Here is an 11,972-nt window from a genome sequence, read left to right as displayed (position 1 = left end):
TGAAGGAGCTGTTCACGGCGGGTGCGATGAGGTTGCCGAGGCCGCCCTTGCCGACGATGGACTCGCGGTCGTGGCCCGCGACGTGGACGAGCTGGCGGACCGGCTGGAGCGGGCCCGGGCCTTCGCTCCGGGCGCGGGGGTGCACGTACGGGAGGAGTCGGCGGATCCCGGTCAGGTGGCTTTCCTTTTCCCCGGACAGGGCAGCCAACGCACGGGCATGTGCGGTGAGTTGTTCATGGCCTTCCCCGCACTGCGGGAGCTGCTGGACGCGGCTCCCGGCGCGGTGGTCTCCGCGATGTTCCCTCCCACCGCCTTCACCTCCCGAGGGCGGGCCGCACAGCGCACCGCGGTCACCGACACCCGGGTGGCCCAGCCGGCCCTCGGGCTGGCGGGTTCGGCGGCGCACCTGCTGCTCGGGACGCTGGGGGTCCGGCCGGACTGCGTGGCCGGGCACTCGTACGGCGAGCTCACCGCCCTGTGGGCGGCGGGCGTGTGGGACGCGAGGAGCCTGCTGCGGCTGAGCGCGCGCCGGGCCGAGGCCATCGTGGCGGCGGCCGGGACGGATCCCGGGGCGATGGCGGCGGTGGCGGCGGCGCCGGAGGCGGTGCGGGAGATCGCGGAGCGTTCCGGGTGCGTGGTGGCGAACCACAACGCCCCCCGTCAGTGCGTGATTTCGGGGCCGTCCGACGCCGTGTCGGCGGCGGTGGCCGGGCTGCGGGAGGCGGGCCTGTCGGCGCAGCCGATCCCGGTGGCCTGCGCGTTCCACAGCGAGGTGGTGGCGGGGGCCGCGACGGACCTCGCCGAGGAGCTGGCCCGGACGGCGCTGGCCGACGCCACCGTCCCGGTCTGGTCGAACACGACGGCCGGCCCGTACCCGGCGTCCGCCGAGGACGTACGGCGCCTCGTGGCCCGCCAGGTCGCCGAGCCGGTCCGGTTCGTCGAGCAGGTGGAGAACATGTACGCGGCCGGGGTCCGCACCTTCGTGGAGGCGGGGCCGGGCCGGGTCCTGTCCGGCCTGGTCGGCCGCATCCTCCAGGGCCGGCCGCACACGGTGGTCCCGCTGGACGTGCCGGGCGAGCACGGCCTGGTCCGGCTGGTCACGGCGCTCGCGGAACTGACGGCGGCGGGCGTGCCCGTGGCGCCGGAGGCGCTGTTCCGCGGCCGGACCTCCCGGCTCCCCGACCGCGCTCCGCGCCGCCCGGGCTGGCTGGTCGACGGCCACCTGATCCGCACGGCGGACGGCCGGCCCATCCCGGGCGGCCTGCGGCCGGCCGAGCGGGTGCGCGTCCCGGCGGCCGGGGGGACGGGCACGGCGGACCGAATGGCCGGCCCGGCCGCAGGCCTGGCCTCGGGCCCGGCCTCGGCAGGAGGCCTCGCCGCAGCCGGAGGCCCGGATGCGGCCACCGACTGGAGGAACGGGCTCCCGGTCCCCGCCGGGAACGGCGCGGCGGCCGCCGGAAACCTTCATCCGGCCCACTGGGCTTCCCCGTCCGCGCTCGCGGACCCCGCCGCGGTCACACCGATGGCCACGGGTCCGGCTCCCACACCGCTCGCCGAACGGCCGGGCGGTCACCAGGTCCCCGCTGTGGACGGCTCCCGGGCCGCCGTCGCGCACCCCTGGCCCACGACGGCAGAAAGCACAGGAGGCCCTCAGATGTTCCACACCACGAGCGCCGGCGCGACCGCGGGCCCTGAGCCGGTGGACCGCCCGAGCTCCGAACGGGCGAACGGCCGTCCCGTCCAGGCCGCGGGCGGCGGCCCCGCCGGGGCCCAGGACCCCGCCCCCGCCGTCGGAGGCTTCCGACCGGGGGCCGGGGACGGGCCTGCCGCGGTGATGTTGGAATACCTTCGCGGCTCCCGCGAACTGGTTCAGGCGCAACGGGACGTCCTGCTCGGCTACCTGGGATCGGCGGCCGGTGCCGCCGCCGGGCCCTGGGCGGGCGCGGAACCGGGCGCCCCGGTCGCCGGACGGCTCCCCGCCTTCACGGACCAGGTCCCCCTCCTTCCCGACTGGGCCCCGGTCGTCGCCGGCCACGACCACGGCCACAACAACGGCCACAACAACGGCAACGGCAACGGCCGGGTCCTCGCCGCGCCGGCCCACACCTCCACCGCCCCGGTTCCCGCCTCCGGCGCGGGGTGGCCCGGGGCCTCCTGGCCCGCGGGCCAGGAGGTCCCGGGCGGCGGAACCCCGGCCCGCGCGCCCCGAGCCGAGGCGGTCCCGGCCGGCGCCCCCTCCGGTGGTGCCCGCCCCGGCCACGTCCCCACGGACCCGGCATCGGCTCCGCCCGGTGCCTCCGTCCGGTCCTCCGAGGACGTCATGGACGTGATCGTGGAGATCGTCCACACCCGGACCGGATACCCGCGGGACATGCTCGATCCCGAGCTGGACCTGGAGGCGGACCTGTCCGTCGACTCCATCAAGCGCGTCGAGATCATCGGCGCCCTCGCCGACCGGATCGGGCTTCCCCGCGACCCGGACGGCTCCCCCGAATCCGCGATCGAGGAGCTGTCCCGCATCAAGACCCTGCGCGGGATCGTCGACTGGGTCACCGCCCACAGCGCTCCCCCGGCGGCCACCACCCCCGCCGCACCCCCCGCCGAAGGGACCGCTCCCGCGACCTCCGCGGCCGCAGGGCCCGCCGCGGCCGCCGTCAGCCGCCTGCGGGTGGACCGCGTCCCCCTGCCGGCGTCGCCGGGTGACCCGACGACCCTGCGGGGCCTGCGGATCGGAGTCGTCGGCGACGGCCTCACCGACGGCGACGGCCAGGCCGTCGCACCCGCCCTGACCGCTGCCTTGCTGGCCCACGGCGCGGACGTGACGCCGCTCCACGCTCCGGAAGCCGGGTTCGACGCGGTCCTCGACCTCTCCGCCCTGCGGCCGGGCACCGCGCCGGCCCTGCCCGAGGCCTTTCCTGCCGTGCGGCGGACGCTGGCCGGCGGTGTGCAGCGCCTGCTGCTCGTCAGCGCGAACGGCACGGTTCCCGGCGCCGGACTGCACGGCTTCGCACGCAGCGCCGCCCTCGAGTTCCCCGGCAGGCTCGTCCGCGCGGTGGACGTCCACCCCAAGGAGGATCCGGAGCGGATCGCGGCCCAGCTCGTCACCGAGCTGACCTGCACGGGCCCCGAAGGGCCCGCCTCCGCCGAGGACACCGGCCCCGCCTCCGTCGGGTACACCGCCCAGGGCGTACGGATCACCCGTCGCCCGGTGCCCGCGGCGCTCGCCCCCGCCGACGGCCGGCCGCCGCCCCTCGGCCCGGACGCCGTGGTCCTGCTCACGGGCGGAGCCCGCGGGATCACCGCCCGGACCGCTCTCGCCCTGGCGCGGGCCACCGGATGCCACGTCGAGCTGATGGGGCGCACCCCGGAACCTCCCGCCTCCTCCGAGGAGTTCGAGGAGTTCGGACACGCCACGGACCGGGCCGCCCTGCGCGCCGCCCTCATCGCCACCGGTCTGCGCACGCCCGCGGAGATCGAGGCCGCGGCCTCCCGGATCCTGGCCGGGCGCGAGGTGCGGGCCACCCTGTCGGCCCTCGGGGAGGTGGCCGCGTCCGTCCGCTACCACTGCGCGGACGTCACGGACGGGGCGGCGGTGCGGGCGGTCGTGGCGCGTGTACGGGAACGGCACGGGCGCCTCGACGGCATCGTGCACGGAGCCGGGACCCTGCGCGACGGCCTGCTCCTCGACAAGCAACCGGCGGCCTTCGACGCCGTGTTCACCACGAAGGTGACCGGCGCCCGCCATCTCGCCGTCGCGGCCGCCGAGCACGGCACGGTTCCCCCGCCCCGGTTCCTCGCCCTGTTCGGCAGCGTGGCGGGAGTGTACGGAAACCGCGGCCAGTGCGACTACGCCGCCGCCAACGACGCCCTCGACTGCCTGGCCCACACGTGGGCGGAGTCCTTCCCGGGCCGGGTGCTGTCCGTCGACTGGGGTCCCTGGGCCGCCGAGGCGGGCGGGATGGTCAGCCCCGAGCTCGCTCGCGCGTACGCACGGCGCGGCATTCCGCTGATCGAGCCGGAGGCCGGCGCCGCCGCCTTCCTCGCCGAACTGTCGCACGGGACCGACGTACAGGTGGTCCTGATGGCCGGGGGAGGCGAGGAGCGTGGCGAGCACGGCTGACCGCGGGCACGGGCGCGGCCCACGGCCGACCGATGCGGCGATCGTCGGGATGGGCGCGGTGTTCCCGGGCGCCGCGGACCTGGCCTCCTACCGCCGCAACCTCCTCGCCGGTACGGACTGTATCGGCGACGTCCCTCCCAACCGCTGGGATCCCGAGGTGTACTACGACCCGGACAGTGCCACCGGCCCCGTGGCCGGCGACCGGTTCTACTGCCGGCGCGGCGGCTTCGTGGACGGGCTCGCCGCCTTCGACCCGACCCGGTTCGGGATCATGCCGGCCACCGTGGAGGGGGCCGAGCCGGACCAGATGCTGGCTCTGCACGCGACGGCCGAGGCGATAGCCGACGCGGGCGGCGAGGACCGCCTGCCGGCCGATCGCTCCCGGATCGGGGTGGTGCTGGGGCGCGGCGGGTTCATGGGCGTGGCCACCGCGCGGCTCGATCAACGGGTGCGGACGGCGCACCAGTTGGCGCAGACGCTACGGGAGCTCGCGCCCGAGCTGGGTGAGCGGCGGATCGCCGCGGTGCGCTCGGCCTTCCAGGACGCGCTGGGTCCTGAGCGGCCCGACGCGTCGATCGGGCTCGTGCCGAGTTTCACGGCCGCCCGCACGGCGAACCGGCTGGACTTCCGCGGCCCGGCGTACACCCTGGACGCGGCCTGCGCCTCCTCGCTGCTGGCGGTGGACCAGGCGGTGGGTCTGCTGGCCGGGGGGCGTTGCGACGCGGTGGTTGCCGGGGCCGTGCACCACTGCCACATCGCCACCCTCTGGAGCGTGTTCACGCAATTGCGGGCCCTGAGCCCGAGCGAGCGCATCCGCCCCTTCGACCGGCGGGCGGACGGGACCCTGCTGTCGGAGGGCACCGGAGTGGTGCTGCTGAAACGGCTGGCGGACGCGGAGCGGGACGGCGACCGGATCTATGCGGTGATCCGCGGCACGGGCGTGGCCGGTGACGGCCGCGCGGCGAGCCTGATGAGCCCGCTCGTCGCCGGCCAGGTACGGGCGCTGGAACGGGCCTGGCGGGAAGCGGGGCTGGATCCGCGGGCGCCCGGCGCGCTGGGGCTGCTGGAGGCGCACGGAACCGGGACCCCGGTTGGCGACGCGGCCGAACTGGCCACGCTGGCGGAAGTGTTCGGCCCGCCCGGCGAGGGTGCCCGCCGCACGGTCGGCGGACAGGCCGGGAGTCAGGACGCGGAGGGGGCCGGGCCCGGGGAGGGGTACGGGCCCGGGGAGGGGTACGGGCTCGGGGAGGGCATCGGCTTAGGGGACGGCATCGGCTTCGGCTCGGTGAAGTCGATGCTGGGGCACACCATGCAGGCCTCCGGAATGGCCGGGCTGATCAAGGCGGCGCTCGCGGTGCACGAGGGGGTGCTCCCGCCGACGCTGCACCTGGAGGAGCCGCACCCGGACCTGGCCCGGACCCGGATGCGTCCGGTGACGGTGGCGAGGCCCTGGGAACGCGGGACGCCGGCGGTGCCTCGCCGGGCCGGTGTCAACGCGTTCGGATTCGGCGGCATCAACGCGCACGTGGTGCTGGAGGAGGCCCCCGGCGCCGTACACCGCGCCGCGGCCGGGCGGCGGTTCCTGCCCCTGAGCCGCCCGGCCGGGCGGGCGGAGGCCACCGGACGGGAGGACGTGCTCCTGATGGGGGCGCAGGGCGCGGCGGAGCTGTCGGTGCGCCTCGCGACCGGCTCCCCGGGGTCCGGCGGCGACGGGCCGTGCCGGCTCGCCGTGCTGGGGCCCACGCCACAGCGGCTCGCGCTGGCCGCGAAGGTGGTGGCGCGCGGCGGGGCGTGGCGGGGGCGCGGGGAGGTGTGGTTCGCACCGGAGCCGCTGGGCGGCCGGACGGCATTCCTGTTCCCGGGCCTGGAGCCGGATTTCACCCCGGAGCTGGACGAGGTCGCGGACCGGCTCGGGCTGGAGCGACCCCGTACGGGCCGGGGCGACGGGCTGGTGGAACGCGCCCTGAACGCCATCACGACGGGCCGCTTCTACGCCCTGGCGCTGTCGGAACTGGGCCTGGAGGCCGACGTGCTGGCGGGCCACAGCCTCGGCGAGTGGGCGGCGATGATCGCCGCCGGGATGTATCCGCGGGACGCGGCCGACGCGTTCCTGGACTCGCTCCGGCCCGGGTCGCTGAAGGTCCCGGACCTGGTCTACGCGGCTCTGGGATGCGGGGCCCGTAGGGCGGAGGCGGCCCTCCGGGGAACGGGTCAGGTGGTGGTCAGCCACGACAACTGCCCCCACCAGTCGGTGATATGCGGTGAACCCGCCCAAGTGGCGTCCGTCCTGCACCGGTTGCGGAGCGAGGGGGTGCTCGGCCAGGAACTGCCCTTCCGGTCCGGCTTCCACACGCCGATGTGGGAGCCCTACCTCGGTCAGGTCCGGGCCGCCTTCGGCCGGCTGCCGCTGCGGCCCGGCGCCCTCCCCGTCTGGTCGGCGACCACGTGCTCTCCGTTTCCCACCGCGCCCGACGACGTGCGCTCGCTCGTGGTCCGCCACCTCCTGGAGCCGGTCCGCTTCCGGGAGCTGACCCTCGGCCTCTACGAGGACGCGGGCGTCCGCAGCTTCGTCACCCTGGGTCCCGGGAGCCTGCCGGGCTTCGTCGAGGACACCCTCCGCGACCGCCCCCACCTCTCGGTGCCGGCCTCCTCCCCCCGCCTCCCGGGCGTGGCCGCCCTGCGGCGCACCTGCGCCGCGCTGTGGACCGAGGGCCACTCCCCGCGGTGGAACCGCCTGTCGCCCGATCGGCCCGCTGGCGCGCGGCGGGCGGCCGCGGCACCGGCCACGGCGCCCGCACCGGTACCCGCATCCGCATCCGCGTCCGCACCCGCCAGGGCCACCGCACGGTCCGTACCCGCGGCGGGAGGGCGGAGCGTGCGGCTGGACCTCGGTTCGCCGCTGGTCCGTCTCGGCGAGGCGGCGGCGCGCACCGCCCTGGGCGGCCTCCTGCCCCCGGCCCCGACCCCGACCACGGCTCCGGGGGCCACGGCCGGGCCGACGGCCCCGGCGCCCCGGCCGGTCCTGCTGTCCGCCCTGGACGCGGTCCTCGACGACGCCCCCGCGACCGCCCCTGCCGTCGCGCAGGCCGGGCCGGCCGCGAACCCGCCCACGACCGCCACCGCGCGCCACACCGTGCGCCTCTCGCTGGGCACGCTGCCCTACGTACGGGACCACTGCGTGTACCTGCAGCCCGAGGACTGGCCTGAGGATTCCGACCGGTTCCCCGTCGTGCCCATGACGACGATGCTGGAGCTGGCGGCCGAGGCCGCCCTGCGGTACGCCCCGCCCGGCCTCGCCGTCCTCGGCTACGACCGCGTACGGGCCCTGCGCTGGCTGCCCGTCGAACCGGCCCTCGACCTCGCCGTCACCGTACGGAGCGAGGGGCCCGGCCGCGTGCGCGTCGGCCTCGGCGAGTACGCCGACGTGGTCGTGCTCCTCGGCGAGCGGTACGCGGCGCTCCCCGCCCCCGACCCCGCCCCGCTGAGCGATCCGCGCCCCGCCCCCGTCAGCGCCGAGGCGCTCTACCGCGACCGGTGGATGTTCCACGGCCCCCGCTTCGCCGGGGTGCACGCGGTGCGGGCCGTCGGCTCGGACGGCATCCTCGGGGTCCTGCGGGCGCTGCCCGACCCGGGGGCGCTCCTCGACGCGGCCGGGCAGCTGTTCGGGCACTGGATGCAGCTGCGGCTCCCGGTGGACCGGCTGGTGTTCCCCGCCACCGTGGACCGCATCCGGTTCTCCGGGCCGCCGCCCGCCCCGCACGAGCTCGTGGCCGCCACGGCCCGGATCCGCGAGGTACGCGAGGTGACCGTGCGGGGGGACATCGAGCTGTGCCGGGGCGACGGGACGGTGTGGGCCCGGATCGACGGCTGGACGTACCGCCGCTTCGGCGCCGACGAGCGGGTCTGGCCGATGAAGTTCTCCCCGGAGGTCTGCGGCATCGGAGAAACCCAGCCCGCCGGCTGGTGCCTGGCCCGGCGCCGCTGGACCGATCCCGCTTCCCAGGAGCTGGTCATGCGCCGCTACCTCGGCGCCGCCGAGCGCGCGGTGTACGAGCGACTGGCGCCGCGCGCCCGGTCGCCGTGGCTGCTGGGCCGCATCGCCGCCAAGGACGCCCTGCGGCAGCTGCTGTGGGACGGCGGAGCCGGTCCGGTCTTCCCGGCGGAGGTTCCCGTCGGCAACGACCCGGCTGGCCGGCCCCTGGCCGAGGGACCGCTGGCCGGCGGTGTCCGGCTGACGATCGCCCACAAGGACCGGATCGCGGTCGCCCTCGCCCACCGCGCCCACCCGGTCGGCATCGACGTGGAACCGGTGACCACCGATCCGGACGCGCTGATCCGCATCGCCCTGGCGCCGGGCGAACTCGTCCTCGCCGAACGGCTGGCGGCCCACGAGGGCGCCGGCCTGCCGGCCGCGCTCACGGCGCTGTGGTGCGCCAAGGAGTCGGCGGCCAAGGCCGCGGGAACCGGCCTCGGCGGCCGGCCGCGCGACTGGCGGGTGTCCGGCGAACCGGGCACCGGCCGACTGCGGGTGCTCTCCCCGGACGGGCACCCCTCCCCCATCCGCACCACCCTGCTCACGGACGCACCGGTCGACCACGTGGTCGCCTGGACCGCCCACCCCGCGGATCCGTCCCCCGTCCCCTCCCACCTCATGGAGACCAGTCATGGCAGCTGACATCCTCGCCGAGATCACCGGCATGCTCGTGGAGATCGTCGGTGACGAGTTCCTCCTCGCGGACGAGGTCACGATGAAGACGACCTTCAACGAGGATCTCGCCCTGGAGAGCATCGAGTTCGTCGCTCTCGCCGAGCAGCTCCACCACCGCTACGGCACCCAGGTCGACCTGATGGGCTTCATCGCCGAGAAGGACATGGACGCCATCCTCGCGATGTCCGTCGGCGAACTCGTCACGCACATAGGCCGGGTCACGCACGCCTCCCTCGCCCACGTACCGTCGCTGCCCACCGGCTCTCCCGCGTCGGCCGGGTGATCCCGACATGGCCCTCGTCCCCGCGGATCGCGTCCGCTTCCACGTCCAGCGGCTCCCGGCCACCGCGCAGGCGGCCGCTGCCGACCGCCCCGTGGTCGTGTTCCTCCACGGACTCGTCGTCGACAACCTGTCCTCCTTCTACTGTCCCCTGGCCGTGCCGGTGGCGCGGGCCGGGCACGAGGTCGTCCTGTACGACCTGCGCGGCCACGGCCGCAGCGACCGGCCGGCGACCGGCTACGACAGCCGCAGCGCCGTGGAGGACCTGTTCGCGCTGCTCGGGGCGCTCGGCCTCGGGCAGCGTCCGGTGCACCTCGTCGGCAACAGCTACGGCGGCACCCTGGCCCTGCACGCGGCCCTCGCCCGGCCCGGTCGCGTCGTCGGGCTCACCCTGCTCGAACCGCCGCTCGGCGGAGCCTGGGTGGAGAACATGCTGGACACCCTGTCGGCGGCCGCGCTCAGCCTCGAGGACAGTGCGGTACCCGCCGAGCTGCTCACCCTGCGCCTGCGCAAGGCGGCCAACCTCACAGCCATCGCCGACGACCTGCTCAACCGCACCACGCTCATCGACGACATCGCGGCGAGCCGCACCTTCACCCCGGCCGACTACGCCGGGCTGAGCTGTCCGGTACTGATCGTCTGCGGCGAGCACTCCGAACTGGTGCCGGGGGCACGGGAACTGGCCCTACACGCCCCGCGGGTCACGGCGATCGAGATCCTGCCGGGCCTGGGACACGACGTACTGAAGGAGAGCAGCGGAGCCCTGCGGGCGGCCGTACTGGCCCATCTGGACGCGGCGGCCCCGGCCACGGCGGCGGCGCGTCCGCGGGCGGGAGCTCTGGTCACGTGAGGGTGCTCTTCACCGTGCCGCCGCTGGCGGGCCACGTCAATCCGACCGTGGCCGTCGGCTGCGAACTGGCCGCCCGGGGCCACGAGGTCGCCTGGACGGGTCCGGCCGGAGCGCTGTCGGGGCTGCTGCCCGGGCACGCCCGGATCCTGCCCGCCGGGGAGGAGGAATCCGGCGACGGGTACGCGGCGCTGCACGCCCGCTGGCGCGATCTGCGGGGGGTCGGGGCGCTGCGGTTCCTCTGGGAGGAGGCGCTGGTGCCGCTGGCCAGGGCGATGGTGCCGGGCGTGACGCGGGCCGTCCACGCCTTCGAGCCGGACGTGCTGGTCGCCGATCAGCAGGCGTTGGCGGGCCCCGTGGTCGCGCGCCGGCTCGGTGTCCCGTGGGCGACCTCCGCCAGCACATCGGCCGAACTCACCCGTCCCTTCACGGACTTCCCGAAGGTCGGGGAATGGGTGGCCGCCCAGATCGGCGGGCTGCTCGCGGAATGCGGCGCGGGCCCGGACGGCGCGGGCCCGGACGGCGTCGGCCCGGACGGCGTCGGCCCGGACGGCGTCGGCGCGTGGGATCCGCTGTTCTCTGACCGGCTCGTCCTGGTGTTCTCCAGCCGCGAACTGGTGGGGGCGAACGAGGAGTTCCCGCCGCACTACGCCTTCGTCGGCCCGGCCTTCGGTTCCCGGCCGCCCGCGCCCCCGTTCCCCTGGGGGCGGCTGGATCCGGAGCGGCGAAGGGTGCTCGTATCGCTGGGGACCCTCAACCAGGAGGCGGGCGGCCGGTTCTTCGACGCGGTCCTCGGAGCCGCCGAACGGCTCGCCTGCGACGTCCAGTTGGTCCTGGTGGCCCCTGGCGGCCTGGTCGGGGCGGTCCCCCCGAACGTGCTGCTGCGGGAGAGGGTGCCGCAGCTGGAGTTGCTGCCGCACCTGGACGCGGTGGTCTGCCACGGCGGCCACAACACCGTGTGCGAGGCCCTCGCGCACGGGCTGCCTCTGGTGGTGGCGCCGATCCGCGACGACCAGCCGATCGTCGCCCGGCAGGTCGCCCTGGCCGGGGCCGGGGTGAGGGTGCGGTTCGGCAGGCCCCGGGCCGAAGAACTGCGCGACGCGCTGACGGCCGTGCTGGACGACCCCGGCCCCCGTCGGGGTGCCCGGCGGATCCAGGCCTCATTCGCCGCGGCGGGCGGCGCTGCCGCCGCGGCCGACCGGTTGGAGAAACTCATATGACGCGTTCCCCGCTCGCTCCCCTTCCTCTCCTCGCCCTCCCCCCGCGTCCGTTTCCCGCCGTCCGGTGGGCTTCCGCGGCGGTCCTGGTCGCGCTCGGTGCGGGCACCGTGCGCGCCGCCCGCCGGCTGCGGGCGATCCCGGTGCTGCCCATGACCGCGCCTGCGGCGGACTGGGTGCCGCGCGCCGCCGAATGGCGGCTGTTCACCTCGCGCGGGGTCGAGCCCGACGCGGCCACCTTCCTCGCCGCCTGCGCGTACGCCGACCGGGAGGGCCTGCGGGTACTGGACCTGCTGCCCGCCGATCTGGCCACGGAGCGGGTGCTGGGCCTGCTGCGGCTGGTCGACCCGGCCGGCTACCGGCGGGACCGGCTCTGCGAGGGGCGCGGGGCGGGTTTCGCCGTCCTCGTCTCCGAGCAGGTGCTCGCGCGGGCCGGGCTGGACCCGGCCGAGGCGCACTCCACTCCGGCGGAACTCCAGGCACTGCTGCGCCGTGTGAAGGAGTACGCGTCCGACGCCACGGGGCTGGCCGTCGCTCCGACCCTGAGCTGCGGACCGGCTCCCGCCGCGACCGGCCCCGCGCGGGCCGCCGAGCTCCGGGCCCAGGGCCTGCCGCCCGGAGCGGTGGCCGCCGCGCAGCTCGCCGGGCTGGCGCTGCTGGCGGGTGTCGCCGTGCGCCAGGGCCGTTGGGGGGCCGCCGCCGCGGGTCTGTACTGGATCCAGCCCTACCTCGCCCTGGGCCGGCCCGACGCACCGCTGCGCCCGGCCGACCTGCGCCTTGCCACGGCCGCGCGGCCGGTT

6 protein-coding genes and 1 pseudogene are annotated in these 11,972 nt (G+C 76.5%); 6 read left to right on the top strand and 1 reads right to left on the bottom strand.

Features of this window, described 5'->3' with window-relative positions:
- Positions 1-208 (bottom strand): hypothetical protein (locus ABZY44_RS33835; protein ID WP_356660656.1); only part of this gene is annotated, 208 nt, incomplete at its 3' end.
- A gap of 27 nt (positions 209-235) precedes the next feature.
- Here ABZY44_RS33835 and ABZY44_RS33830 point away from each other — a divergent pair.
- The 6 genes and pseudogenes from ABZY44_RS33830 to ABZY44_RS33805 form a co-directional block, all read left to right on the top strand.
- Positions 236-4,120 (top strand): SDR family NAD(P)-dependent oxidoreductase, encoded by a 3,885-nt coding sequence (locus ABZY44_RS33830; RefSeq protein ID WP_356660654.1) that lies wholly within the window; start codon positions 236-238, stop codon positions 4,118-4,120.
- Positions 4,104-8,795, top strand: coding sequence for a beta-ketoacyl synthase N-terminal-like domain-containing protein (locus ABZY44_RS33825; RefSeq protein ID WP_356660652.1), 4,692 nt, complete (start codon positions 4,104-4,106; stop codon positions 8,793-8,795). Before ABZY44_RS33830 ends, ABZY44_RS33825 begins: the two co-directional genes overlap by 17 nt.
- Positions 8,785-9,111: an acyl carrier protein gene (locus ABZY44_RS33820; RefSeq protein WP_356660650.1), complete on the top strand. Its 327-nt coding sequence runs from the start codon at positions 8,785-8,787 to the stop codon at positions 9,109-9,111. The genes ABZY44_RS33825 and ABZY44_RS33820 overlap by 11 nt, the downstream gene beginning before the upstream one ends.
- A gap of 7 nt (positions 9,112-9,118) precedes the next feature.
- Positions 9,119-9,958 carry an alpha/beta fold hydrolase gene (locus tag ABZY44_RS33815; protein WP_356660648.1) on the top strand — a complete coding sequence of 280 codons (840 nt, stop codon included), beginning with the start codon at positions 9,119-9,121 and terminating at the stop codon, positions 9,956-9,958.
- Between the two features lie 2 nt (positions 9,959-9,960).
- Positions 9,961-11,175 (top strand): glycosyltransferase, encoded by a 1,215-nt coding sequence (locus tag ABZY44_RS33810; RefSeq protein ID WP_356660662.1) that lies wholly within the window; start codon positions 9,961-9,963, stop codon positions 11,173-11,175.
- Positions 11,172-11,972 (top strand): annotated as a pseudogene (locus tag ABZY44_RS33805) (hypothetical protein); the annotation flags it as partial. The gene ABZY44_RS33810 and the pseudogene ABZY44_RS33805, both read left to right, overlap by 4 nt.

This window comes from Streptomyces sp. NPDC006544, from assembly GCF_040611715.1.
Lineage (GTDB): Bacteria > Actinomycetota > Actinomycetes > Streptomycetales > Streptomycetaceae > Streptomyces.
Note: the sequence above shows the minus strand (reverse complement) of the source record. Positions and strands in the feature narration are given on the sequence as shown.

What these genes read in the sequence shown, in the direction of transcription:
- ABZY44_RS33830 (WP_356660654.1), top strand. Translation starts at nt 236, where the DNA reads ATGGCCTTCCCCGCACTGCGGGAGCTGCTGGACGCGGCTCCCGGCGCG.
- ABZY44_RS33820 (WP_356660650.1), top strand. Translation starts at nt 8,785, where the DNA reads ATGGCAGCTGACATCCTCGCCGAGATCACCGGCATGCTCGTGGAGATC.
- ABZY44_RS33815 (WP_356660648.1), top strand. Translation starts at nt 9,119, where the DNA reads ATGGCCCTCGTCCCCGCGGATCGCGTCCGCTTCCACGTCCAGCGGCTC.